The following is a 24168-nucleotide window of genomic DNA, read 5'->3' on the forward strand; positions in this document are numbered from 1 at the left end:
GTTCCGCGCCCCGCCCCGCGCGCCCTCGTGCACAGGCTCCGTCCACAGGCGGCCGGGCGCAGGGTGGTGCCGCTCCTCCCGCGCGGGCTAGCCTCGCTCCCATGAAATACCTCGTGCGCGAACGGCTCTTCGACATCGGCGACGACTTCTGGGTCACCGACGAGCAGGACCGGCGCGTCTACTGGGTGGACGGCAAGGCCCTCCGGCTGCGCACCACCTTCCAGCTCAAGACCCCCGACGGCGAGCTCCTGCTGCAGATCAGGAAGAAACTGCTCAGCATGCGGGACCGGATGCGCATCGAACGCGGCGGCGAGACCGTCGCCACGGTGCGCGAGCGCATGTTCAACCCCATCAAGGAGAAGCTCGTCGTCGAACTCGCCGCCGGCGGCGAGTGGGAGGTCCACGGCGACCTGCTCGGCAAGGAGTACGTGGTCAGCGACGAGCACGGCACCGTCGCGCACATCTCCCGGAAGTGGTTCCGCGTCCGCGACACCTACGCCGTCGACGTCAACACCTACCGCCCCGACATCGGCTCCGATCCGGCCCTGGTGATCGCCGTCGCGGTCGCCGTGGACTCGATCACCGGCGACGACGGGGACGACGGGCAGGAGCAGGACTGAACCGGACCGGGCGCGCACTCCGGTACGGCGCCGCCCAGCTCCTCCGCTTCGCCCTGCTCCAGGCCCGGTCCTGCGCGTTCGCCGCGGGGATCCTCATCGGGCTCGCACTCTCCTCACTGCTGCCCCCGGAGATCCCCCGCTACGACGCCCTGCTCGGCTACGGGATCGCGCTGACCGCGCTGTTCTGGCTGCTCCGGCTGGAGACCGGCCGCGAGGTCCTCGCGGTGCTCGGCTTCCACGTCGTCGGCCTGGTCTTCGAGCTGTTCAAGGTGCACATGGGCTCGTGGGCCTACCCCGAGGACGCCTGGACCAAGATCGGCGGCGTCCCGCTGTACAGCGGCTTCATGTACGCCGCGGTCGGCAGCTACGTGGTGCGCGCCTGGCGGCTGCTGGAACTGGAGGTGACCGGCTACCGCACCGCGGCCACCGCGGTCGTCGCGGCGCTCATCTACGCGAACTTCCTCACCCACCACTGGCTGCCCGACGCCCGGCTGCTGCTCGCCGCCGCCATGATCGCGGTCACCTGGGGCGCCTGGGTGCACTACACCGTGGGCGCGGCCCGCTACCGGATGCCGCTCTCCCTCTCCTTCGTGCTGATCGGGTTCTTCCTGTGGGTCGCGGAGAACGCCTCCACCCTGCTCGGCGCCTGGCGCTACCCGCACCAGGCCGACGCCTGGGCCCTGGTGCACCCCGCCAAGTTCGGCGCCTGGGCGCTGCTGGTGACCGTGTCGTTCGTACTGGTCGCCTCGTGGAAACCGAGTCAGGCGCAGGGCCCCGGGAGGAATAGGCTGGTGCCCAGCCATGAATGACGCACGCATTTCGCCCGTCGGGGCGCACGTACCCGTGTCCGGAGGCCTGGCCACCAAGGGCCTGCCCTACGCCGAGGAGATCGGCGCCGAAGCGATCCAGGTCTTCGTCAGCAACCCGCGCGGCTGGGCCACCACCCCCGGCGTCCCCGAGGAGGACGCCGCCCTGCGCGACCGCTCCGACCTCCCGGTCTTCGTGCACGCCCCCTACCTGATCAACCTGGGCGCCCCGGACGAGCAGGTGGCCGCCAAGTCGGTGGCCTCGCTGGAGCACTCGCTGCGCCGCGGCGCGGCGATCGGCGCCCTGGGCGTGGTGGTGCACACCGGATCCGCGGTGCGCGGCGGCCGCGCCGCCGGCCTGGACCGGATGCGCTCCCGCCTGCTGCCGCTGCTGGAGCGGCTCGGCGAGGACGTCCCCCCGGTGCTGCTGGAGCCGATGGCCGGCCAGGGCCAGGTGCTCTGCGCCACCGTCGACGACCTCGCCGGCTACCTCGACGCCCTGGACTGGCACCCGCGCGCCCGGGTCTGCATGGACACCGCGCACGCCTTCGCGGCCGGCCACGACATCTCCGACCGCGCGGGCATGGCCGCCATGCTGGACCGGTTCGGCGAGGTCGTCGGCGCCGACCGGCTCGGCCTGGTGCACGCCAACGACTCCAAGGCCGCCTGCGGCAGCAGCAAGGACCGGCACGAGAACATCGGCGCCGGGCAGATCGGCGCCGAGCCCTTCGCCGAGCTCTTCGTCCACCCGGTCTCCGCCGGCGTCCCCCTCACCCTGGAGACCCCCGGCCCGGCCGGCCCGCACGCGGCGGACGCCGCCCTGCTGAAGAAGCTCCGCTCAGAGGTCCTCGACCCCTGACCCGCCGCGGCCGCCCCCCAACGGGCGGCATGGCCCTCCGAGGCGGCCCCGCCGGGTACCGCGGACCGGGAGGGGCGCTCCGCCCCGCATGCGCCGCCGGTCACCGGCTCCGGCCCCTGCCGATCGCTCGGCCGCTTCCCGAAGACCTCTGGCCTGCGGAGAACGGTACCGCCGGATCGGACCGCGCGGTCATCGCGGCCTCCGTAGCCGCCCTGGGGCCGGCGGCGGCCTGCGCGGGGGGCGCTCCGAAGGCGGCCCGCCTCCCGGCGGACGGCCGCGCCGACCGGCGGGGCGGGCGGGGCCGGGTGTCAGTCCCGTTCGGCGGGGGCCAGGTCGCGCTCGGCGACAGCGGTCTCCTCCGCGGTGTCCGCCGAGCCGTCCCCGGCGGTCTGCTCGGGGACGCCGCGCTCCGGGCCGGTGCGCGGCTTGCGCTTGCGGGACCAGGGCTTCCGCCCCTTGCGGCGGCCGCGCGGCGCCGGGACGGCGGCGTCCTCCTCCGTGGCGCCGGCCCCGCCGGTCCCGGTCCCTTCGGCGGCGGCCTCCGCCGACCGGTCCCCTCCGGCCTCTTCGGCCTGCCGCTCCCCGGCCGGGTCCTGCTCCTCTGCGGCGGCCCCGGTGTCGGAGGCGCCGGCTCCGGAGACCTCTTCCCCGGCCTCCTGCTCGGCGGCGGCGCCTTCGCCGGCGGGCCGCTCCTCCTCGGCGTCCGGATCCGCACCGGTCGCACCAGCGGCGGAAGCACCGTTCTCGCCGCCGGCGGCGGGCTCCTCTCGCCACGCTTCCGCGGTCTCCCGGTCCTCGGCGGCCTCCTCCGGCTCCGCACCGGCCGCCTCGGCGGCGCTCTGCCCGTCGGCCTCCGCGCCGGCCGCGTCCCGGTCCCCGCCGTCCCCGGCGTCCGGCTCCGCACCGGCCTCTTCCGCAGCGTCCTCGGACGCGGTGCCGGACGGTTCCGGCTCTGCGTCCTTCCGCGCCTCGTCGTCGTGCGCGGCGCCGGTCCGCACGTCCCCGGCCGGCGTCTCGGAGACCGCCTCCGCGGCCTCGGGCGCCTCGGCGCGGTCCTGCTCCGGGTCGGCCGGGGCGGCTTCGGCGGGCCCGGCGGCCTCCGGGGCCGGGGCCTGCGCCGACTCCCCGGTCCGGGTTCCGGCGACCGGGACGGCCTGGAGGAGGTGGAGGCGGTAGCGCCACGGCATCCGGGCGAGCGCCAGCGGCGGCTCCGGGATCGCCACCCTGCCGGTCACGTACTCGATCCTGACGCCGTCCTCGCGGAACCGCCGGTACACCTGGAGCAGCCACCGCCCACCGACGGCCAGGAGCAGCAGCGCGCCCGCCGCCGCGGCGGTCCAGGCGGCGATCCAGGCCTTGGAGACCGGTCCGACCGGGAGCGATTCCGAGGCGCAGCCGACCAGCCCCTCGCCCGGTGCCGGGCGGACGCAGACCGTCGTGGCCAGCCGCCCGCCCGCGTCCGAGCGGACGGTGCCGGAGGACTCCAGCTCGACCGCCCCGCCGGCGGGCAGCCCGCGCTCCCAGACCACCTCGCCGTCGCCGGCCTCGCCGTCCTGCCCGGCCTCGACGTCGGCCAGGCCCTCCGGCAGCAGCTGCACGATCCGCGCGTCGGGCAGGCCCTCCGGGCCGGTGTTGGCGACGGTGACCGCGTAGTCGACCGTGCCGTGCACCCGCGCCTCGTCGCCGGCCGCGCCGACGCGGACCTGGACGCCGTCCGCGGCGGCCGAGGGCGTCGCCGCCGCCGCGGGTACCCCGGCGAGGGGCACCGCCGTCAGGGCTGCGAGCAGTACGGCCCCTGCTGCGGCACGGGGATGGTCCATGGGTAAACGCCCCCATATCACGGTCTGCGAAGCCACGGTCACGCATCGTCTGCGAATTTCATAACATGCGTGCAGGCCGCGTCATCGGTGCGCCATGCCGGACGGGTTCACCTCATTGCCGCTCTTACAATGTAGATTCCGATTTGCCCCTTTTGCGGCCCGGGCGGTGCGGTCGGCCTCCCGCATCGAAACGCACCCCGTAGTCGCGCTCGGCCCCGCCCCGGCTGACCCGGCCCGCGGCGAGATCCGCGGCGACCTCGGCGGCCGGCCGCAGCAGCGGGTCGCCGACGCCGCCCCCGCCGGTCGTCTCCACCGCGAGCGCCTCCCCCGCGGCGAACCGGACGTTGTTCGCCTTGGCCGGCAGCCGCTCCGCCTCCCCCGCGGCGGAGAGCCGGTAGAACCCGCCCGTCCGGCCCGCGCCCCCGCCGTCCCGGCCCGGCGGCGCCAGCCGCAGCCGGTCGCCGCGCGCGCTCACGTGCGCGTCGGCCAGCAGCCGGAACACGGTGCGCGAGCCCAGGCCGCCCCGGTACCGGCCGGGGCCGCCGGAGTCGGGCACCGTCCGCACCTCCTCCACCCGGATCGGGAACCGCTCCTCCACCGCCTCCACCTGGGGCACCGAGTTGCGCCCCAGGCCGAAGTGGACCCCGGTGGCGTCCGGCCCGTCCTTCCCCGCGCCGCCCGGCCCGCCCGCCCGCGCGCCGCCCCCGCCGAAGTCGTAGGCCAGGTGGATCCAGTACGGCGCGCCGACCGAGGCGATGGAGAACGGCTGGAGGATGCCCGAGGCGGCGACGGCCCGCTCCGGCACCGCCTCGGAGAGCGCGGCGAGGACCGCCTCCATCGCCGCGTAGACCGGGACGAACCGCCCGCCGCACGGGTGCGGCGGGGTGGCGTTGAGCAGGCTCCCGGCCGGGACCCGGGTGCGGATCGGGCGCAGGCTCCCCGCGTTCATCGGGACGGCCGGGTCGGTGAAGCAGCGCACCGCGAACACCGCCGCCGCCAGCGTCTGCGACAGGCTCGCGTTGATCGCCGCCGGGACCTGCGGGTCGGTCCCGGAGAAGTCGAGCAGCACCTCCCCGCCGCCCACCGAGGCCTCGACCCGGACCGTGTGCGCGCGGCCCGGCTCGATGCCGTCGTCGTCGATCGGGTACTCCGCGCGGTACACGCCGGCCGGCAGCCGGGACAGGGCCGCGCGGGTGCGCGCCTCGGCGGCGTCCAGGGCGGCCTCGACCCCGGCGGCCAAGCCCTTCTCCCCGTACTCGGCGAGCAGACCGGCGGTGCGCGCGGCCGCCGTCCCGGCCCCGGCGATGAGCGCCCGGACGTCCCCCATCACCGCGTCCGGCGTCCGGCTGTTCAGCCGGATCAGCGCGGCGACCCGGTCGTCCACCCCCGCCGCGTCGACGATCCGCATGGCGGGCAGCTGCAGCCCTTCCAGGTAGACCTCGGTGGCCAGCGGCGCCATCCCGCCCGCGGAGAGCCCGCCCAGGTCGGCGACGTGGATCAGGGCGGCGCCGAAGTAGGCGGGCCGGCCGCCGGCGAAGACCGGGGCGAACACCATCAGGTCGTTGGCGTGCACCCCGCCCCGGTAGGCGTCGTTGGTGATGAACACGTCCCCCCGGCGCATGGTCCGGGCCGGGATCTGCTCCAGCAGCGGCGGCAGCGCCTCCGCCAGCGCCATGCTGTTCATCAGCGTGGTCGCCACCGAGTGCGCGATCAGGCGGCCCTCCGCGTCGAGCACCGCCGCCGAGGCGTCCGAGCCCTCCACGATGAACGCCGAGTGCGCGGAGCGCACCACCGCGATGCTCGCCTCCTCCGCGGCGACCAGCAGCGCGTGGTGCAGGATCTCCGCCGCGGCCCCGCCGGGGCCCGCCTCTTCCGCCATCGTCCGCACCGTCCTCTCTCCTGGGTTCTCCGGCCGCCCTACCGCGCCGCGCCGCGGACCAGCAGGGTGCCGCCGTCCGGGGCGGGGGCCGCGGTCCAGCCGGGCGGGACCGCGATCGTCGACGCGTCGTCGGTGAGCACCGCCGGACCGGGCAGCCGGGCGCCGGGGGCCAGCGCGGAGCGGGGCAGGAAGGGGGTGTCCCACCCGGTCCACGGCGCGGTCCCGGCGGCGCCGGCGCCCGGCCCGGGGAAGAGCGCCCTGCGCACCGCGGCCGGTGCGGCGGGGGCGGCCCCGGACTCCGGCGGGTGCGGGGCGGGACCGGCGGCCGGCGCCACCGCGCGCACCCGGAACGCGGTGAACTCCACCGGTCCCCGGTGGTCGACGCCGTAGGCCGCCCTGTGCCGATCGGCGAACCGCTCGGCCGCCTCGGCCAGGGCCGCTCCGGCGCTCTCCGGGGTCAGCGGCCGGCCGGTGAAGGGCACCGCCAGGCGGTGCGTCTGCCCGGTGAAGCGCACGTCGGCCGAGCGCAGCACCCGGACCCCGGCCGCGTCCGGGCGCACCCCCAGCCCGGCGCAGGCCTCCCCGGCCAGCGCGGTGAAGGCCTCCTCCACCTCGCCGGCCCGGACGGCCAGCTCGGCCCCGGGCACGGCCAGCGAGCGGACCCGCTCGGTGCCGAGCTCGGCGAAGAGCAGCCCGGCCGCCGAGGCCGCCCCGCAGCGCGGCGGGACCGCCACCGTGCCGATGCCGAACCGGTCGGCGACCCCGGCCGCGTGCACCGGGCCGGCGCCGCCGAAGGCGACCAGGGTGAGGCCGCGCGGGTCGATGCCGCGCTGGACGGTGACCACGTGCACGGCGGCCCCCATGGCGGCGTCCGCGATCTCGCGGACGGCCTGGGCCGCGCGCTCGCGCGGCACGCCCAGCGGCCCGGCCAGGCGGTCCACCGCCTTCCCCGCCAAGGCGGCCGAGAGCGGCAGGCCGCCGCCGGCGAACGCGTCCGGGTCGAGGTGGCCGAGGACCAGGTCGGCGTCGGTGACCGTGGGCTCCTCGCCGCCCCGGCCGTAGCAGGCGGGGCCGGGGTCGGAGCCGGCCGAGCGCGGCCCGACCCGCAGCGTGCCCGCCCCGTCGATCCAGGCGATGCTCCCGCCGCCCGCGCCGACCTCGGCCAGGTCGATGGCGGGCGCGGCGATCGGCACCCCGGTCCCGGCCCGCCGGCCGCCGAAGCTGCCCCGGCCGCCGACGTGGAACTCCCGGGTGATGTCGGGTTCGCCGCCGCGGATGACGCAGGCCTTGGCGGTGGTACCGCCCATGTCGAAGCTGATCGCGTCGCCCGCCCCGGCACGCACCGCGGCGTCCCGGGCGGCCAGCACGCCCGCGGCCGGCCCGGACTCGATGGTGGCCACCGCGCGGCGGACCGCGCCGCGGGCCGACATCACGTCCCCGCGCGAGTCGGTGACCTGGAGCGGTGCGCGCACCCCGATGGCGTGCAGGGCCTCCTCCAGCCGGGACAGGTAGCGGCCCAGCAGCGGTCCGACGTAGGCCGACATCAGGGTGGTGGCGGCCCGCTCGTACTCGCGCGGCTCCGGCCAGACGTCGCTGGAGAGCGCGATGAACGCGCCCGGTCCGAGCTCGTCGCGGAGGATGCGCGCGGTGCGCCGCTCGTGCCCGGGGTCGGCGTAGGAGTGCAGCAGGCAGACCGAGACGGCGCGGACGCCGCGCCGGGCCAGCGTCCGGGCGACGGCGCGGACCGCGTCCTCGTCGAGCGGGGCGAGCACGGTCCCGTCCGGGCCGACCCGCTCGGGGACCTCGAACCGGTCCTCCGCCGGGACCGGCGGGCCGGGCGGGTCGAACCCCAGGTCGTAGCGGTCCTCTTCGACCCGGGCGTAGCGGCCCAGGCCGAGCACTCCGTCGAAGCCGGCGGTGCTCAGGTGGGCGACCCGCTCACCGGTCCGCTCCAGCACGGCGTTGGTGGCCAGGGTGGTGGCGTGCACGACCCGCTCCACCCGCCCGGGGTCGGCCCGTGCGGCGCGCAGCGCGGACCGGGCGCCGCGCACCGCGGCCTCGACCGGGTCCCGGTGCGTGCTGAGCACCTTGGCCACGGCCGCCCGGCCGTCGCCGCGGACCACCGCGACGTCGGTGAAGGTGCCGCCGACATCGATGCCGAGCGCGTGGCCCGCGCCGGTCCCGCCCGCTCCCGCTGCGCCGCCCATGCCCGGCAGCCTAGGGAAGAGCGCGCGAAAAACCAAGCAGTTGCTTGGCACTATTTCCGCTCCCTCCCCCGGAACAGGAACCCGGTACCGGTTCCGGCCGTCTTTCTTTCCGGAAAACCCGGTCCCGTGGAGCGTGCCGCCGCGGGATTGGGCGACAATGTTCGGGGAGCGGTCGCGATCGACACGGAAGGGCGGTGCGGGGGATGGATCCGGTGACCCTGGTCGTCGGCGGGGCCATCGCGCTGGGCGGGGTCCTCATCGGGAGGATGCTGCCCCGCCGCGAACGCCGGCAGCCCCAGCAGCCTCAGGCGCCGCAGGTCACCGCTCCCCCGGCGGGCGCCAACCCGCAGCCGATCTGCGGCTGCGGCCACCACATCGTCTTCCACGACCAGCGCTCCAAGCTCTGCCAGGCCCAGGTGGTCATCCCCGGCCGCTGGACCGGCCAGGGCTCCGCCGACGGCGTCTACCGGCAGTGCAAGTGCCAGGGCTACCGCGGCCCGATCCCGCTGGACGAGTACTACGCCCCGGACCTGCTCAACGGCGAGTCCTGAGCGGACCCCCCGAGAGACGGCCGGGTGCGCGGCCCCGGCACGGCGACGGCCGGCAGGCGCGAACGGACGGGCGAGCGAGCACCCGCAGTCCCACCTGCCTCCCGGCCGGGGGCGGTGCTCGCCGATCCGGCCCGCGCTCGCGGGGGCAGAAAGCGACATCACGAGAAGAGTCCGGGCCCGCCTCACCAGCAGAAAGGGCGTCGTACCCCTTTTGTCGGGTTCTCGGCGGCGGACGGATCGCCGCGACGCTCCCAGGCCGCGTCCGCGGCGCCTCCGCAGGCGGGCCCGAACCCTCGCTCGGACCCGACCGGAATCCGGTGACCGGCGGCGACGCGTCGGCCCGCCTTCCCCCGGGTACCCCTAGGGCATGGACACGACGACGCTGAACCTGTTCATGCCGATCATCCTGTTCGTGGGCATCGCTCTGATCATGATCGTCGGCACCCTGCTGATGAGGCACGAGAGGAACCGCTCGCACCGCTGACCCCGCCGCTCCGCGGCGCGCCCGCGCGGCGTCCCGCGGCACGGCGGAGGGGGCGCCGCGGCGACGCCCCCTCCCCCTGCTCCGGACCGGCTACCAGCGCAGCCGGACGGCGACCCCGTCGTCCTCGGCGAGGGCCTCGGCCGCCCGCTCCGGCAGCACGGTCACCTCGGTGCCGTTGGCCAGGGCCAGCTCGATCATCCGCTCGCCCATGTCCTTCTCCGCGGCCATGTCGTCGCGGCCCGTCCCCGGGGGCAGCTCGTCCTCCGGGTAGTAGGCGCCGTCCGGGGCGCGGTGCCCGGTGAGGCCGCGGGAGCCGTCCAGGAAGAGCCGGGAGACCCGGCCCTCGCGGAATGCGCCCAGGACGTCGCTGAGCCCGACGGCGCCGGTGCCGCCGGACATCGCCGCGTCCTTGGCCTCCTGGACCGCCTCGGTCGCCCGGCGCACCCGGAGCGCCTCGATCTCCGGTCCGATCCGCGCGGCGATCTCCGGGAGGCCGCTCCCCTCCAGCACGTGCTCCAGCACGACGATGTCGCGCTTGCTGTCCTGGGCGAACCGGCCCTCCAGGGAGCCGGTCAGCCGCCGGTCCCCGGTGATGGCCACCGCGGTCCAGCCGCGCTCGTCGGCGATCTCCTTGAGCCGGGGGCGCATCGCGTTCAGCGAGCGCAGCACCTGCTCGGAGACCTTGCGCTCGTACCGGTCGCCCTTGCCGGAGGCGCGGTTGTACAGGCCGGGCCTGCCGGAGGACGCCGGCGCCCGGTCCGGCCGCCACCCCTCGTCGTCCAGCGTGATGGGCATGCTGGTGACGTCCTCGGCGGAGCCGAATCGCAGGTCGACCACGCGCAGCGCGTCCTGCGAGACGGCCAGCACCCCCGCGGGGGCCCCGGCGGCCATGGCCGCCGCCAGCGGTTTGAGGTAAGCGGTGGAGTCCAGGACCGCGCAGTCCTCCAGCGGCATCTGCACCGTCAGCAACCGCACTTCGTCGGAGCCGATCGGGGCGAACAGGGCCCGCCCCACACCGGATTCGGCACCGCTGTCCAGGACATCGTCGAGCTGCGGGCGCAGCTCCTCCAGCCGGGCCAGGACCGCGGCCTTGCGCTGCTTGTCCCCGTTGGAGGAGACCTCGTTCCGCAGCGCGTTGATCTCGTTGGCGATCTGCAGCCGCCACGCGGGAGAGGAGGACCTGTCCCGGGGGTCTGCGGTGGCGTAGACGGAGAGCACCCCCACCTCGTCCCGCAAGGCCGCCAGATCCCGGAGCGATGTCTGATCAAGGTGCACGATGATCATCCCGCCAATCTTCAGCGTTGTGCTCCCCCCGGATACCGGGGCGAGATCTCTTCCCTGCTTAACAGGAGACCAGGGGGCGGATCAACGATCGGTCGGCGCCGTCTCATACCAGAACCAAGAAATCGGCCCGCCGCCGGGTCCCCGCCCTGGCGCCCCGGCGTGACAACCGCCCGGCGCCGCAGGAGAATGCGGCGTGGACCATTCGACGACGTTGGACAAGGCATCGTGACCACCTCTATCGAACAGCGGATCGCCGAGGAGCTCGGCGTCGGCGGGCACCAGACGGCCGCCGCGATCGGGCTCCTCGACGACGGCAGCACCGTCCCGTTCATCGCCCGGTACCGCAAGGAGGCCACCGGCGGGCTGGACGACGCCCAGCTGCGCACCCTCGAAGAGCGCCTGCGCTACCTGCGCGAGCTGGAGGAGCGCCGGGCCGCCGTACTGGAGTCGATCCGCTCCCAGGGCAAGCTCGACGAGGAGCTGGAGGCCCGGATCGGCGCCGCCGACACCAAGGCGCGCCTGGAGGACATCTACCTGCCCTACAAGCCGAAGCGGCGGACCAAGGCGCAGATCGCCCGGGAGGCCGGCCTGGAGCCGCTGGCCGACCTGCTGCTCGGCGACCCCGGGCAGGAGCCGCAGGCCGCGGCGGCCGGCTACGCCGACCCGGAGAAGGGCGTCGCCGACGCGCAGGCCGCCCTGGACGGGGCGCGCGCGATCCTGGTCGAGCGGTTCGCCGAGGACGCCGACCTCATCGGCGAGCTGCGCGAGCGGGTGTGGTCGCGGGGCCGCCTGGTCGCCGCGGTCCGCGAGGGCAAGGAGGAGGCCGGCGCGAAGTTCGCCGACTACTTCGACTTCGCCGAGCCGCTGGCGAAGCTGCCCGCGCACCGGGTGCTGGCGATGTTCCGCGGCGAGAAGGAGGAGGTGCTCTCGCTCACCGTCGACCCGGAGCCGGAGGGCGCCGCCGAGGAGGCCCCGGCCGGGCCGAGCTCCTACGAGCGCTCCATCGCCTCCCGGTTCGGCATCGCCGACCGGGGCCGGCCGGGCGACGCCTGGCTGCGCGACACGGTCCGCTGGGCCTGGCGCACCCGGGTGTTCGTCCGGCTCGACATCGACCTGCGGATGCGGCTCTGGCAGGCCGCCGAGGACGAGGGCGTCCGGGTGTTCGCCGCCAACCTGCGCGACCTGCTGCTCGCCGCGCCGGCCGGGGTCCGCCCCACGCTCGGCCTGGACCCGGGGCTGCGCACCGGGGTGAAGGTGGCGGTGACCGACGGCACCGGCAAGGTCGTCGCCACCGACACGGTCTACCCGCACGCGCCGCGCAACCGGTGGGACGAGTCGATCGCGGCGCTGGCGAAACTGGCCGCCGAGCACGCGGTGGAGCTGGTGGCGATCGGCAACGGCACCGCCTCCCGGGAGACCGACCGGCTCGCCGCCGACCTGATCAAGCGGCACCCGGAGCTGAAGCTGACCAAGGTGACGGTCTCCGAGGCGGGCGCCTCGGTCTACTCCGCCTCGGCGTTCGCCTCCCAGGAGCTGCCCGATCTGGACGTCTCGCTGCGCGGCGCGGTGTCCATCGCCCGCCGGCTGCAGGACCCGCTGGCCGAGCTGGTCAAGATCGACCCGAAGTCGATCGGGGTCGGCCAGTACCAGCACGACATCTCCGAGGTGAAGCTCTCCCGGTCACTGGACGGCGTGGTGGAGGACTGCGTGAACGCGGTCGGCGTGGACGTCAACACCGCGTCGGCTCCGCTGCTGAACCGGGTCTCCGGCATCGGCTCCAGCCTGGCCGAGAACATCGTGGCGCACCGGGACGCCAACGGCCCGTTCGCCTCCCGCACCGCGCTGAAGGAGGTGCCGCGGCTCGGTCCGAAGGCGTTCGAGCAGTGCGCCGGCTTCCTCCGCGTCCAGGGCGGCGACCCGCTGGACGCCTCCGCGGTGCACCCGGAGTCCTACCCGGTGGCGCGGAGCATCGCCGAGGCCGCCGGCACCGACGTGGCGTCGCTGATCGGCGACACCTCGGCGCTGTCCCGGCTGCGTCCGGAGGACTTCACCGGCGGCGGCGTGGGCCTGCCCACCGTCACCGACATCCTCTCCGAGCTGGAGAAGCCCGGCCGGGACCCGCGTCCGGCGTTCGCCACCGCCTCCTTCAAGGAGGGCGTGGAGACGCTGAACGACCTGGAGCCCGGGATGATCCTGGAGGGCACCGTCACCAACGTCGCCGCGTTCGGCGCGTTCGTCGACGTCGGTGTGCACCAGGACGGCCTGGTGCACGTGTCGGCGCTGGCCAAGCGGTTCGTCTCCGACCCGCGCGAGATCGTCAAGCCCGGCGACATCGTCCGGGTGAAGGTGCTCGACGTGGACGTGCGCCGCAAGCGGATCTCGCTGACCATGCGGCTGGACGACGAGGTCGGCGGCAGGCCGTCCGGTGAGGACGCCGAGCGCCGCGGCGGCGACCGCTCCGCCGCACCGAAGGGGGGCGGCCGCTCCGGCAAGGGCGGCCGCAAGGGCGGCGGCCGCGACTCCCGCCGCTCCGCCGAGCCCTCCGGCGCCATGGCCGACGCCCTCCGCCGCGCCGGCCTGGACCCGTCCAAGCGCAACTGATCCGCCCGGGACGGAAGGGGCCCTCCGCCGCATCGCGCGGCGGAGGGCCCACCGTTCTCGACCGGCGCAGAGGCATTTTCAGTCGGCGAGGAAATGCGTCACCCGGAACACGAGGATCACGTCCTCCCGGTAGTCCTCCTGGTACCAGAGGACGACGTTTCCTTCGGCGAAGCTCTTGAGGTTGGAGACCGACTCGGTGATGTCGAAGGCGTGACCGACGCGCCGGGCTCCGACCGCATCGGTGATGCGCTGTGCCAGTACTTCAACCTCCGTGCGCTGCCACTCGGACAGGCCGCCCACGGCGTACTGCGCATCGGGAACGTACTCCCATGTCCGGTCGCTCACGCTCAGGCCCCTGCCTCAGCCGTGGAGGCGGCCAGGATCCGCGCGATCTCCTCCGCGGCCGAACGGCGGAGGCTGCGGTCGTCGCTATCGGCGATCACCCGCTCGCACTCGCGCAGCCGGGCCGCCCGCTCCGGATGCCGGGTCACCGCCACCCAGGTCCACCAGTGCTCCACGAACTGGCGTCCGGGCAGGAGGCTGTACTCCTGTCTCGCCTGTTCCATGGCGCTTGCCCAGTGGGAATCGAACTTCGCCACCGCCTCGGGGGCCAGTCGGGCGACGGCGATGCGGAGGGCGGCCGGTGTCTTCTCCGGCATGGGGATGACCGGATCGACGGAAGCCGAGTTGTGCACGCCCATGGCGTTCGCTCTCCTTATCCCCGGCGGAGCCGGTGGCCTGCCGTGTGGACTCGAGAGTACCGAAGGGATCCGCTCGGCTTCCCGCCTCACGGAACTCCAGTATCCCCGTGGCGCCTTGGGCCCGTTCCGGAGGCGGCCGTGGCGCGGGCCCTGGATCAGCCGCCGGTGAAGAGCCCGGACAGCCCGCCCTCCAGCAGGTCGAAGGCGTCCTCGGCGCGGCGGCGGGCGTCCGGGGCGACCGCGTCGGCCGCTTCGCCGGCGAGCATCCGGGCGCTGGTGTCCTCGCCCAGGACGCGCTGGACCGCGGTGACCTGGGCGGCGGCGGTGCGGGCCGGCCCCGGGGGCGCCCCGGCCTCGGCGAGGGCCTCGGCCAGCGCCTTCTCGCCCCGCGACAGGTAAGCGGGGAGCCGGGCGGCCAGCGCCGGGGTCCCGTACAGCAGCCGCTGGTACTCCAGGACCTCCGGTGAGTCGTTGAGGCCGGTCGCCGGGTCGCGCCGGTCGAGGGCGCCCAGGTAGTGGGTGCGCAGCGCGGCCATGGGCGCGGTGCCGTCCGGGCGGGCGCGCACCACCCGGGCCGACTCGTCCTCGTGGTCGGCGATCCGGTGCAGGACCAGGTCCTCCTTGCTGGGGAAGTAGGCGAACAGGGTGGGCTTGGAGATCTGGGCCGCGGCGGCGATCCGGGCCACCGGGACCCGGTCGTACCCCTCCGCGGCGAACAGCGCGATCGCCGCCTCCGAGATCGCCTCCCGGGTCCGCCGCCGCTTCGTCTCCCGCAGTCCGATGCGCTCCGCCATGCCGCCATCCTACTTCGCCACTGACCCGGTCAATAATTTAACCGAGTTAAGATATCGGCATGGAGACCGCACCCTCATCGGAGATCCGCACCGAACGGGCCCGGCTGGCCGCCGCCCGCGACGCACTGCGCCGGATGCGCGAGGACGTCCTCGCCACCGAGGCCTCGCTCGGCGACGCCGTGGTGGACAAGTACACCAACGCCGTGCTGCGCCGCTCCCGGGAGCAGCGCGCCGAACTCCTCGCCGACCTGCCCGACGTACCGCTCTTCTTCGGCCGGCTGGCCTACCCGCGCGGCCGGCTGTTCGACGACGGGGGCGGGCCGCGGGACGGCGACCGGCCGGACTCCCCCGACCTCGGCTACATCGGACGCCGCAACGTGCACGACGGCACCGGCACCCCGGTGGTGCTGGACTGGCGGGCGCCCGTCGCGGCGGCCTTCTACCGGGCGAGCCCGCGCGACCCGATGGGCGTGCTGGCCCGCCGCCGGTACGGGTTCGGCGCCGGCGGGGAGCTCACCGCCTTCGAGGACGAGGACCTCACCGCCCCCGGGCCGGACGCCGCGCCCGGCGGCGCCGAGGAGGCCGCGCCCGGCGGCGCCGAGGAGGCCGCGCCCGGCGGCGGGCTGCTGGCCGCCGAGATCGAGCGGCCCCGCACCGGCCCGATGCGCGACATCGTCGCCACCATCCAGCCCGAGCAGGACGACCTGGTCCGCGCCCCGCTGGAGGCCACGCTGTGCGTGCAGGGCGCTCCCGGCACCGGCAAGACCGCCGTCGGCCTGCACCGCATCGCCTACCTGCTCTACACCGAGCGGCAGCGCCTGGCCCGCTCCGGGGTGGCCATCGTCGGCCCCAACCGCTCCTTCCTCTCCTACATCCGCAACGTGCTGCCCGCCCTGGGCGAGGTCCGGGTCGAGCAGACGACGCTGGCCGGGCTGCTCGGGCTGGGGGAGGCCCGGGGCACCGACACCGCCGAGGCCGCCCGGGTCAAGGGCGGCGCCCGGATGGCCGAGGTGATCCGCCGCGACCTGCGGTCGCTGCTCCGCGAACCGGAGGAGGAGATCACCGTGGCGGTGGGCGCCCGCCGGTACCGGGTCCCCGCCGAGGACGCCGCCGCGCTCTTCGGCGACCTCACCGCGCAGGACCTGCCCTACGCGGCCGGGCGCGAACTGCTCGCGCAGCGCATCGCCGCCGCGGTCCAGTCCGCCATGGAGCGCGCCGGTCGGCCCTGCGACGCGCGCACCCGCGCCCGCCTGGCCCGCTCCCGGGAGGTCGCCTCCGCGGTGGCCGCGATCTGGCCCAAGGCCGACCCGGTCCGGCTGGTCCTCGGCCTGCTCACCGACCCCGGCCGGCTGGCCCGCGCCGCCGAGGGCCTGCTCACCCCCGAAGAGCAGGAGGCGATCCTGCTCCCCGGCCGCCCCCGCGGCCCCAAGAGCGCCCGCTGGTCCGAAGCCGACCTCGCCCTCATCGACGAGGCCGCCTGCCTGATCGAGCGGCCGGATCCGGTCGGCCACCTGGCGGTCGACGAGGCGCAGGACCTCAGCCCGATGCAGTGCAGGGCGCTGGCCCGGCGGGCGGGGGCCGGGTCGGCCACCGTGCTGGGCGACCTCGCCCAGGCCACCCGGCCCGGCGCGGTGCGCGACTGGGACGAGCTGCTGGCGCACCTGGGCCGCCCCGGCGCCGAGCGCGCGGTGCTGGACCGCGGCTACCGGGTCCCCGCGCAGATCATCGACTTCGCCGCCCGGCTCCTCCCGCGCATCGCCCCCGGCCTGGGCGCCCCCTCCTCGGCCCGCCGCACCCCCGGTTCGCTGCGGCTGACCCGCGCCGCCCCCGGCGGCCTGGCCGCCGCCGCGGCCGCCGCGTGCGCCGACGCCCTGCGCGCGGACGGCTCGGTCGGGCTGATCGCCGCCGACGCCGGCCTGCCGGACCTGCGCCGCGCCCTGATCGACGCCGGGCTGGCGGCCGCCCTGCTCGGCACCGACGAGAACGCCATGGAGGCCGAGCGCCTGGTCTGCGTCCCGGCCTCGCTGGCCAAGGGCCTGGAGTTCGACACCGTGGTGGCGGCCGAACCGGCCGCCATCGCCGCGAGCGCCCCCGGCGGCCCCGACCGCGGCCTGCGCCTGCTCTACGTGGCCCTGACCCGCGCGGTGACCCGGCTGCACGTGGTGCACGCCGAGCCGCTGCCGGGCGCCCTGGCCGAACCGGGCATCCGAGCCGCTGCCGCGGGCCCGGCACGGAAGTAGGGGCGGCGGGTCAGAGCCGGTCGTCCGGGTCCCGGGGGTCGACCAGCGGCGGGGGCTCCGGGGCGGTCGGCTCTTCCGAGGGCGGCGGGGGCGGCCCTGGCGACGCCTGCGGGGCCGGGGCGCCCTCGTCCGGGGCGGCGGGGCCGCCGGAGGCCCGGTGCAGGCGGAGCCCGAGCCAGCTGGAGAGCAGCAGGACCGCGCCGGCGACCAGGAGGACGCCGGCCGCCGACATCTCGCCGTCGGTGAGGTACCAGACGAGCTGCGGGACGCCGGCGGTCACCGCGATGATCCCGAAGACGAGCGCGGCGCCCGGGCCGCGGCCCGCGCCGGCCCTGCTCCGCCAGAGCACGTGGCAGGCGAACAGGGCGGCCGCCAGCACGAGCACCCCGAGGTGGTTGAACGGCTCGGTGAGGAACTCGGCGCCGGCGAAGGCGGTCGCCGCGCCCAGGCCGACGGCGGTCCCGCGCTCCCGCACCGCCCCGGCGAAGGCCAGGCCGATCCAGACCGCGCCCAGCGCGGCCAGCGCCAGCCCGGTGGTGTTCACCATGGCGTCCTGGGCCGCGGCGTACCCCGGATCCTCGTAGTCCTGGACGGCGCCGGTGATCCGGTAGGCGCTCTCCCAGGCCGAGGAGCCGACCAGGAAGGCGCTCATCCCCCAGGCCGCGACCGCTCCCGGGGCCGAGCGCAGCGCCGCGTAGCCCGCCGCGGCCGCCGCCAGGCCGACCGCCGAGGCGGCGATCTGCGGGGTGAGGGAATCATGGGAGTCCACCAGCTCCTCCGCCCACACCCCCACCGCGAGCGACGCGGCGACCGCGGCCAGGGCGAACAGGGTGCCGCCGATCCGGCGGCGCACCGCGGGGGGCTCGGTTCCCGGCCGGAGCGCGCGCGGCCCGCCGGCCATCACCGTCCCGGCGGCCGCGAGCACCGGGACCAGGGCCGCGAGCAGCAGCGCCCGGGCGGTCGGGGTGATCGCGTCCCAGGCGGTCGCCATGAAGACCGCCACCGCGGCCAGCACCAGGGCGCCGCCGACGTAGCCGACGGCCTCGGCCCAGCGCACCTGGGGCCGGGCCTCGGCGCCCTCCAGGGCCGCGCCGACCGCGGCGGCCTGCTCGCGGGTGATCACCCCCTCGGCGACCAGCCGGTCCAGCGCCTCGCCTCTGGCGCCCCGCGGCTCCTCCGCCACTGCGCACCGCCCTTCCTCGTCCGCTCCGGCCCCTCGCCCCGGGGCCTTCCCGCTGCCGGTGTCCGCACGCCATCCCAGCACACGAAAGCCCCGGGGGGATGAGTACGGATGCTCATCCCCCCGGGGCGCCGGCACCGGGCCCGGCGGGTCCCCGCCGGGGGTGGTACCGGGCGGGCGGGGCCGCGCGGACGGAGCGCGGCCCCTCCCTGTCAGCCGCCGTATTCGGCGCGGATCCGGTCGGCGAACCGGGCGAAGTCGGCGCCGTGCAGGAACGCCGAGGTCATGGTGCCCGGGTCGGCGGTGCCCTTGCCCGCGATGTCGAAGGCGGTGCCGTGGTCCACCGAGGTGCGCAGGATCGGCAGGCCCACGGTGACCGAGATGGTGCCGTCGAAGTCGTAGGTCTTCGCGGCGATGTGGCCCTGGTCGTGGTACTGCGACAGCACCCCGTCGTAGCGGCCCTGGAGCAGCTGGTGGAAGACGGAGTCGGCGGGCACCGGACCGGAGACGCCGGCGCCGCGGGCGCGCATCCGCTCCACCGCCGGGGCCAGGTGCACGATCTCCTCGTCGCCGAAGGCGCCGTTCTCCCCGCCGTGCGGGTTGATCGCGGCGACCGCCAGGCGCGGCTCGTCGTGGCCGAAGACCCGGAGCGCGGTCAGCGCCTCTTCGATCGCGGTGACCTGCTGCTCCTCGCTGACCTGGTCGAGGGCCTTGCGCAGGGACAGGTGCCGGGTGGCGAAGAAGATCTTCTTGCCGCGCACCACGAACATGGTGGTCTGGCGGGTGACCCCGGTCAGCGCGCCGAGCATCTCGGTGTGGCCGAGGTGCTCGCTGCCCGCCGCCCAGATGGCCTCCTTGTTGATCGGGCCGGTGACGATGCCCGCCACGTCGCGCTCCATCGCGGCCTTGGCCGCCACCTCGATGGCGCGCACCGCGGCGGTGCCGGCGCGGGCGTCCACCTCGCCCCAGGGCAGCTCGGCACCGCCGAGGGAGTCGATGTCGTAGCAGTCGATCACGCCCTCCTCCTCGGCGGGCAGGTCGTTCCAGGAGGAGAAGCCGCGGACTCGGACGTCGAGTCCGCAGACCCGCACGGCGCGGCGGAGCACGGCCGGGTCGGCCACCACCACGCCGCGCGCCGGGGCGCCGGTTCCCACCGAGGCGAGGGTGCGCACGGTGATCTCCGGGCCGATGCCGACCGGGTCGCCGACGGTCACGGCAAGGGTCGGTCGTTCAGTCATATTCGGGTCTTCCTCCCTGTCGCCGGGCGGGCGCTCCCCTTGTCGCGCCCCGCCCGTGTTCCGTTCGCGCCGGCCGGGCTATTCGCGCCCGGCTCCGGATTCAGCGGTGCGGGGGCGGGCTCCCAGCTCCGCCGGGACGGTGCGGGCCCGCGCCCGGACCTCCCGGCGGAGCCGGCCGAGGCATTCCGCCGCGGTCCCGTCGTCGCCGACCAGGCCGCCCTTGGTGACCACCGGCGTGCCGTCCAGCGGGCCGCCGGCCAGCCGGCCGTGCACGGCCAGCGGCACGACCTCCCCGCCGACCTCGAAGGCGTGCGAGCCGAGCTCCTCCAGTACCGCCGAGGTGACGTCGCCGCCGCTGGTGTAGAGGCCGCCGGGGGCGGTGCGCACGCCGCGCACCGCCTCGGCGACCAGCCCGGCCAGCAGGCCCGGCAGGGCCCGCTTGGCCTCGAAGGAGAGTTCGACGACGTCCTGGGCGGTGGAGGCGGTGCGCACCACGACCGCCTCCGGGAAGGCCGCGTCCTCCAGGTGCGCGGCGAGCCGGGCGCGCACCGCGTCGGCGTGCCCGGCGCCGCCGCCGGTGAGGGCGCGCGCGTCCACGTCGACGAAGCGCACGCCGCCCGCGCGGGCCAGCGCGTCCAGCTGGCGGCGGGTGAGCTCGGTGGCGCTGCCCACCACCGCGAGCAGCGGCCCGGCGGCGGTGCCGCCGCCGGTCAGGCCGAGCGCCTCGGCCAGCAGCGCCCCGGACGGGCCGGGGTCGACGGCCACCCACACGGTGCCGTCCCTGCGGTGCACCTCGGCGGCGGCCCGGGCGGTGTCGGCGATGTGCTCCTCGGTGAGCGCGTCGCAGAGCACCACCGGCTCGTCCCCTTCTGCCAGCCGGTCGGCCAGGTCGGGGCCGGTGACGTCGCGCAGCGACACCCGGCGCACCGCGAGCGGGCTCTGCCGGGCGACGATGTCGGCGACGACGCTTCCGGTGACCGGGCTGAGCGGGTCCACCGCCAGCTCGGTGCGCTCCAGCGGCACGCCGTCGAGCAGCTGCACGCCGTCCACGGTGACCCGGCCGGAGGCGGGGAACGCCGGGGCGAACAGCGCGCGGACCCGGGCCGCGGCCGGGGTGCGCCCGCGCACCGCCCGCCAGGCGGCCTCCAGTTCCGCGCCGACGTTGCCGCGCAGTGTGGTGTCGGTGCGCTTGACGACCAGCGGCACCGGTCCGACCCCGGCGATCACCTCGCCGACCAGCGCGGCCGCCTCGTCCGCGGGCAGGTGCCGGCTGTCCAGGTCGACCACGACCGCGTCGAACTCGGCGGCCGCCCGGGGCGCGTGCCGCGGGGCGACCGTGGCCACCCGCATGCCCGCGCGGGCGAACCGGGCGCCGGTGGCGTTGGCACCGGTGAGGTCGTCGGCGACGACGAGTACCTGGGCCATATCGGACTCCTATCCCAGGATGAGGGCGGTCACGCCCAGGAGGGGCAGGCTGGCCAGCCACAGCACGGTCGTCATGCCGCTCCACATCTTCATCGCCGGGACCCCGGAGAGCCCGGTGAACCGGGTGACCACCCAGAAGTAGGAGTCGCTGACGTAGGAGAAGACGAAGGAGCCGGAGCAGGCGGCGAGCACCGCGAGGGTGGGTTCGATCCCGCCCGCCTCCACCAGCGGGGCGCTGAGCGTGGCGGCGGTGATGATGGCGACCGTGCCGGACCCCTGCGCCAGCCGGACGAAGGTGGCGATCAGGAACGGGACCAGGAGCATCGGCACCGGCCAGCCGGCCACCGCGTCGGCGAGCGCGTCGCCCACCCCGGACTGGCGGAGCACCTCGCCGAAGGCGCCGCCCGCGCCGGTGACGAAGACGATCATGCCGGCCGAGGAGGCGGCCGCGGTCAGCCAGCCGACCACGGTGGCGCGCGGCGTGCCCTTGGCGGGCAGCAGGTAGACGGCGATGACCAGGCCGACCAGCAGGGCGATGGGCGGGGCGCCGATGAAGGCGAACACCTCGGCGACCGCGGTGCCCTCGGCGACGGCGGCGCTGACGGTCTGGCCGATGATCAGGCCGAGCGGCAGCAGCAGCGGGATGAGCGCGCGGAAGGCGCCGACCCGCGGGTCCGCGGGCTCCTCGGTGATCGGCCGGCCGTCGGCGGTGAGCGGCACCCCCGCGTCGGCGTCGCCGGCCGCGGTGCCGGCCCCGACCAGGTTCGGGTCCAGGTGGCGCTCGAGCCGCGGCCCCATGATCCGGGCGTAGACCACCACGACCGGGACGAGCAGCAGCGCGAAGACCGAGCCGGCGACGACCACCGTGCCCATGTCGGCGTGGAGCAGGCCCACCGCGGCCAGCGGCCCGGGGGTGGGCGGCACCAGGTGGTGGGTGATGGACAGCCCGCCGGCCAGCGCCAGCGAGAGCACCACCAGCGGCTTCCCGTACCGCCGGGCCAGGGACTTGGCCAGCGGGTGCAGGATGACGAAGCCGGAGTCGCAGAAGACCGGGACGGAGACCACGGCGCCGGTGGCGGTCATGGCGGCGTCCTCACGGCCCTTGCCGGCCATCCGGACGAACATCTTGGCGAGCGCGTCGGCGCCGCCGCTCTCCTCCAGGACCTTGCCGATCATCACGCCCATGGCGATGACGATGCCGATCCCGGCCAGGGTGTTGCCGAAGCCGGTGGTGATGTGGCCGATCAGCTCGGCCGCCGGGACGCCCGCTACGGCGCCGGTTACCAGGGCGCCCGCCAGCAGCCCGACGAAGGCGTCCAGGCGGCTCCAGAGGATGAGCGCGACGGCGGAGGCCACGCCCAGCAGCAGGGCCGCCAGAAGGAGCGGATCCATGTCCGTTCCCCTTTCTCACGGTGGGGATGTCAGCCGGTCCGGCCGGGGGTGCGGGGTGCTTCCGGGGCCGGGACGATGAGGGGGGTGCAGTTCGGGTCGGCCTCGATCGCGCGGCGGGCCGCGGGGGCCAGCCCGTCGTCGGTGATCAGGGTGTAGGGGCCGGGGATCAGGGCCCAGTGCGGTTCGGCGTCGGCGCCGATCTTGGTGGAGTCGGCGACGACCACGGTGCGCCGTGCGGCGCGCGCCTGGAGCTCCTTGGCCGCGGCCAGCTCCGGGCTGGGGCAGTTGATGCCGCGCCCGGGGACCAGGCCGTCGGCGCCGAGGAAGGCGATGTCGGCGCTGACCCGCTCCAGGACGCCGCGGACGTACTCGCCGACCATGGCGCCGCGGCGGCGCCGCAGCCGGCCGCCGACCAGGATCAGCTCGATCCCCTCCGCGTCGAGCAGCGCGGACATGGGGCCGGTGCCGGTGGTGAGCACGGTGGGGCCGGACCGGCCGGCCAGCCGCTCCGCGATGAAGGCGGTGGTGCTGCCGGCGTCGAGGAGGACCATGTGGTCGTCCTCGATCATCTCTGCGGCCCGCTCGGCGATGCGCCGCTTGGCGGGGGCGTTCTGCCGGCCCTTCTGCACCCAGGACAGCTCGCCGCCGACGGGCGCGGGCACCGCGCCGCCGTGCGTGCGCACCACCCGGCCGGCCTGCTCCAGCTCGGTCAGGCCGCGCCGCACCGTGGACGGGCTGACGCCGAGCTCCCGGGCGAGGTCGTCGACCCGCTCCACCCCGTCGGTCACCGCGTCCAGCAGCTTCTGGTGCCGCACCGCGCCCCCTTCGTGCTCATTTCAAGCAGGTTTCTCGCGCAAGAATGACCGAAATGAGCATGAAGCGCAAGTCTCACCTCGATGAACTGCGCATTACACGCAGTAGCCGGCCCCCGTCCCGCGCACCGGGATCCCCTGCGGCGCCGGGCGGGCCGGATCCCGCCGCCCCCGACCCGGCGGGCGGACCGGCCCCGGAAATCCGGTCCGGACCGCCCCGGCCCGGAGCGCGCACGGCTCGCGGTTCCGGCTCCGCCGCGACCGCCGCGTACCCTGGTCCCGCCTCCCTCCGGCCGGCGGAGCGGGGCCGGGCCGGAGCGCGGAACCGCCTGCGGCAGCGGCGCATCCCACCTCAGAGACCCCCGCACCCCCACCCCCGAGGAGCGGCCATGTTCCCCGAATACCTGCACGCCGGCTGGCTGCTGTCGGCCGCTGGAGCGGTGCTCACCGCGATCGGAGCGGTGTGGGGGGCGCGCCGGCTGCGCACCGCGCGCTCGCTGATCCCGGTCGCCGTGGTGCGCGTGACCGAGGAGCGGGGCGCCGAGGTGGCCGGCACCGACCCGCACCGCCCTGCCGAGGGCGTGCTGGAGGAGGCCGGCCCCTGCCTCTTCCCCGGCGACGAGCTCTCGGTGCGCCCGTCCCGGCGTGCGCCGGGCCGCTACGCCGCCGCCCCGCGCCCGGCCGAGGCGCTCTGGGCCGGGTTCCTCGCCTACGGCGTGCTGCTGCTCGCGCTGGGCGCGCACGCCTTGGCCCAGGCGCCCGACTCCCCCGCCGCGAGCCCGCTGCGCATGGTGGGCGCGGTCTTCTCCGCCCTGCCGTTCCTGGCCGCCGGGAAACTCGCCGGGGTGCTCGCCCTGATCCTCCGCGGCACCCGGGTGCGGGGCCGGGTCGCCGCCTTCCGGCGCCACCCGCACGTCCGGTTCAACGACAGCCCGGCCTCCCAGGCCCAGGTGGAGTACGAGTACGCCGGTGCCGTGCGCCGCGCGTGGAGCCCGGCCTCCTACGCCTCTTCCCTCGGCGCGGGCCGCCCGGTGACCGCCTGGGTCGACGACCGCTCCCCCGTCTCGGTCCTCACCCTCGGCACCGGCCTGTTCGTCTTCCTCGTCATCGGGCTCGTCCCCGCGCCCCTGGGCCTCGCCTTCCTGCTCGGCCCGATCTGGCTGGGCTGACCCGGCTCCGCGCACGCCCCGGAGGCCCCGGGCCGCCCGGCCTCGGGCTCCCCGAGGACCTGCACGGGAAAGAGCCGGGGCCCGGCCTCCCCTCCCCACCACGACC

At 76.1% G+C, this 24168-nt stretch carries 19 protein-coding genes; 7 read left to right on the forward strand and 12 right to left on the reverse strand.

Annotated elements, in window-relative coordinates; translation table 11 throughout:
* Positions 1 to 101 precede the first annotated feature (101 nt).
* From J0910_RS21660 to J0910_RS21670, 3 genes are read left to right on the forward strand one after another with little or no spacing between them, the layout of a single operon-like run.
* The gene (locus J0910_RS21660) at positions 102 to 620 is read left to right on the forward strand and encodes an LURP-one-related/scramblase family protein (protein WP_420160378.1); all 519 of its coding nucleotides are present in this window, start codon (positions 102 to 104) and stop codon (positions 618 to 620) included.
* Entirely contained in the window at positions 617 to 1429 is an 813-nt protein-coding gene (locus J0910_RS21665; protein WP_420162046.1) for a DUF817 domain-containing protein, read from the forward strand. Before J0910_RS21660 ends, J0910_RS21665 begins: the two co-directional genes overlap by 4 nt.
* Positions 1422 to 2285 carry a deoxyribonuclease IV gene (locus tag J0910_RS21670; protein ID WP_420160379.1) on the forward strand — a complete coding sequence of 288 codons (864 nt, stop codon included), beginning with the start codon at positions 1422 to 1424 and terminating at the stop codon, positions 2283 to 2285. The genes J0910_RS21665 and J0910_RS21670 overlap by 8 nt, the downstream gene beginning before the upstream one ends.
* A gap of 308 nt (positions 2286 to 2593) precedes the next feature.
* Here the strand turns inward: J0910_RS21670 and J0910_RS21675 are convergent, their stop codons facing one another.
* The 3 genes from J0910_RS21675 to J0910_RS21685 form a co-directional block, all read right to left on the reverse strand.
* Entirely contained in the window at positions 2594 to 4105 is a 1512-nt protein-coding gene (locus J0910_RS21675) for a hypothetical protein (protein ID WP_420160380.1), read from the reverse strand.
* Positions 4106 to 4229: 124 nt separating this feature from the next.
* On the reverse strand, positions 4230 to 5984 hold the full coding sequence (locus J0910_RS21680) for a hydantoinase B/oxoprolinase family protein (RefSeq protein ID WP_420160381.1): 1755 nt from the start codon (positions 5982 to 5984) through the stop codon (positions 4230 to 4232).
* A 38-nt stretch (positions 5985 to 6022) separates the two neighbouring features.
* Complete coding sequence (locus J0910_RS21685) at positions 6023 to 8191, reverse strand: hydantoinase/oxoprolinase family protein (RefSeq protein WP_420160382.1); 2169 nt, start codon at positions 8189 to 8191, stop codon at positions 6023 to 6025.
* Between the two features lie 203 nt (positions 8192 to 8394).
* Here J0910_RS21685 and J0910_RS21690 point away from each other — a divergent pair, with 203 nt between their 5' ends.
* Complete coding sequence (locus J0910_RS21690; RefSeq protein ID WP_420160383.1) at positions 8395 to 8742, forward strand: hypothetical protein; 348 nt, start codon at positions 8395 to 8397, stop codon at positions 8740 to 8742.
* Positions 8743 to 9316: 574 nt separating this feature from the next.
* On the opposite strand, the gene J0910_RS21695 is transcribed toward J0910_RS21690, so the two are convergent.
* Complete coding sequence (locus J0910_RS21695; RefSeq protein WP_420160384.1) at positions 9317 to 10510, reverse strand: VLRF1 family aeRF1-type release factor; 1194 nt, start codon at positions 10508 to 10510, stop codon at positions 9317 to 9319.
* A 225-nt stretch (positions 10511 to 10735) separates the two neighbouring features.
* On the opposite strand from J0910_RS21695, the gene J0910_RS21700 reads away from it, so the two are divergent.
* Positions 10736 to 13111 carry a Tex family protein gene (locus J0910_RS21700; protein WP_420160385.1) on the forward strand — a complete coding sequence of 792 codons (2376 nt, stop codon included), beginning with the start codon at positions 10736 to 10738 and terminating at the stop codon, positions 13109 to 13111.
* Between the two features lie 78 nt (positions 13112 to 13189).
* On the opposite strand, the gene J0910_RS21705 is transcribed toward J0910_RS21700, so the two are convergent.
* From J0910_RS21705 to J0910_RS21715, 3 genes are all read right to left on the reverse strand, one after another.
* On the reverse strand, positions 13190 to 13456 hold the full coding sequence (locus J0910_RS21705; protein WP_420160386.1) for a hypothetical protein: 267 nt from the start codon (positions 13454 to 13456) through the stop codon (positions 13190 to 13192).
* A 2-nt stretch (positions 13457 to 13458) separates the two neighbouring features.
* Positions 13459 to 13770 (reverse strand): DUF6247 family protein, encoded by a 312-nt coding sequence (locus tag J0910_RS21710; protein ID WP_420160387.1) that lies wholly within the window; start codon positions 13768 to 13770, stop codon positions 13459 to 13461.
* A 197-nt stretch (positions 13771 to 13967) separates the two neighbouring features.
* Positions 13968 to 14606, reverse strand: coding sequence for a TetR/AcrR family transcriptional regulator (locus J0910_RS21715; protein ID WP_420160388.1), 639 nt, complete (start codon positions 14604 to 14606; stop codon positions 13968 to 13970).
* Between the two features lie 59 nt (positions 14607 to 14665).
* On the opposite strand from J0910_RS21715, the gene J0910_RS21720 reads away from it, so the two are divergent.
* Entirely contained in the window at positions 14666 to 16846 is a 2181-nt protein-coding gene (locus J0910_RS21720) for a HelD family protein (protein WP_420160389.1), read from the forward strand.
* Between the two features lie 10 nt (positions 16847 to 16856).
* Here J0910_RS21720 and J0910_RS21725 read toward each other — a convergent pair whose 3' ends face one another.
* The 5 genes from J0910_RS21725 to J0910_RS21745 all read right to left on the reverse strand — a co-directional run bounded on the left by J0910_RS21725 (position 16857) and on the right by J0910_RS21745 (position 22896).
* A complete protein-coding gene (locus tag J0910_RS21725) occupies positions 16857 to 18029 on the reverse strand; it encodes a DUF2157 domain-containing protein (RefSeq protein WP_420160390.1) in 1173 nt (390 codons plus the stop codon).
* Positions 18030 to 18238: 209 nt separating this feature from the next.
* Positions 18239 to 19264, reverse strand: a complete 1026-nt coding sequence (gene pdxA / locus J0910_RS21730) for a 4-hydroxythreonine-4-phosphate dehydrogenase PdxA (RefSeq protein WP_420160391.1) — start codon at positions 19262 to 19264, stop codon at positions 18239 to 18241.
* Positions 19265 to 19342: 78 nt separating this feature from the next.
* The gene (locus J0910_RS21735) at positions 19343 to 20689 is read right to left on the reverse strand and encodes a four-carbon acid sugar kinase family protein (protein ID WP_420160392.1); all 1347 of its coding nucleotides are present in this window, start codon (positions 20687 to 20689) and stop codon (positions 19343 to 19345) included.
* A gap of 9 nt (positions 20690 to 20698) precedes the next feature.
* Entirely contained in the window at positions 20699 to 22081 is a 1383-nt protein-coding gene (locus J0910_RS21740; protein WP_420160393.1) for a GntP family permease, read from the reverse strand.
* A 29-nt stretch (positions 22082 to 22110) separates the two neighbouring features.
* A complete protein-coding gene (locus J0910_RS21745; RefSeq protein WP_420160394.1) occupies positions 22111 to 22896 on the reverse strand; it encodes a DeoR/GlpR family DNA-binding transcription regulator in 786 nt (261 codons plus the stop codon).
* Between the two features lie 386 nt (positions 22897 to 23282).
* On the opposite strand from J0910_RS21745, the gene J0910_RS21750 reads away from it, so the two are divergent.
* Positions 23283 to 24062 (forward strand): DUF3592 domain-containing protein, encoded by a 780-nt coding sequence (locus J0910_RS21750; protein ID WP_420160395.1) that lies wholly within the window; start codon positions 23283 to 23285, stop codon positions 24060 to 24062.
* Positions 24063 to 24168 lie beyond the last annotated feature (106 nt).

The sequence above is a fragment of the Nocardiopsis oceanisediminis genome, assembly GCF_048595525.1.
Classification (GTDB): domain Bacteria; phylum Actinomycetota; class Actinomycetes; order Streptosporangiales; family Streptosporangiaceae; genus Nocardiopsis_A; species Nocardiopsis_A oceanisediminis.

Bases quoted from the DNA above. Each gene is read 5' to 3' on its own strand.
- J0910_RS21695 (WP_420160384.1), bottom strand. From the start codon at position 10,510: ATGATCATCGTGCACCTTGATCAGACATCGCTCCGGGATCTGGCGGCC.
- J0910_RS21710 (WP_420160387.1), bottom strand. From the start codon at position 13,770: ATGCCGGAGAAGACACCGGCCGCCCTCCGCATCGCCGTCGCCCGACTG.
- J0910_RS21685 (WP_420160382.1), bottom strand. From the start codon at position 8,191: ATGGGCGGCGCAGCGGGAGCGGGCGGGACCGGCGCGGGCCACGCGCTC.
- pdxA (WP_420160391.1), bottom strand. From the start codon at position 19,264: ATGACTGAACGACCGACCCTTGCCGTGACCGTCGGCGACCCGGTCGGC.
- J0910_RS21675 (WP_420160380.1), bottom strand. From the start codon at position 4,105: ATGGACCATCCCCGTGCCGCAGCAGGGGCCGTACTGCTCGCAGCCCTG.
- J0910_RS21690 (WP_420160383.1), top strand. From the start codon at position 8,395: ATGGATCCGGTGACCCTGGTCGTCGGCGGGGCCATCGCGCTGGGCGGG.
- J0910_RS21735 (WP_420160392.1), bottom strand. From the start codon at position 20,689: ATGGCCCAGGTACTCGTCGTCGCCGACGACCTCACCGGTGCCAACGCC.
- J0910_RS21670 (WP_420160379.1), top strand. From the start codon at position 1,422: ATGAATGACGCACGCATTTCGCCCGTCGGGGCGCACGTACCCGTGTCC.
- J0910_RS21740 (WP_420160393.1), bottom strand. From the start codon at position 22,081: ATGGATCCGCTCCTTCTGGCGGCCCTGCTGCTGGGCGTGGCCTCCGCC.
- J0910_RS21750 (WP_420160395.1), top strand. From the start codon at position 23,283: ATGTTCCCCGAATACCTGCACGCCGGCTGGCTGCTGTCGGCCGCTGGA.
- J0910_RS21720 (WP_420160389.1), top strand. From the start codon at position 14,666: ATGGAGACCGCACCCTCATCGGAGATCCGCACCGAACGGGCCCGGCTG.
- J0910_RS21715 (WP_420160388.1), bottom strand. From the start codon at position 14,606: ATGGCGGAGCGCATCGGACTGCGGGAGACGAAGCGGCGGCGGACCCGG.
- J0910_RS21680 (WP_420160381.1), bottom strand. From the start codon at position 5,984: ATGGCGGAAGAGGCGGGCCCCGGCGGGGCCGCGGCGGAGATCCTGCAC.
- J0910_RS21660 (WP_420160378.1), top strand. From the start codon at position 102: ATGAAATACCTCGTGCGCGAACGGCTCTTCGACATCGGCGACGACTTC.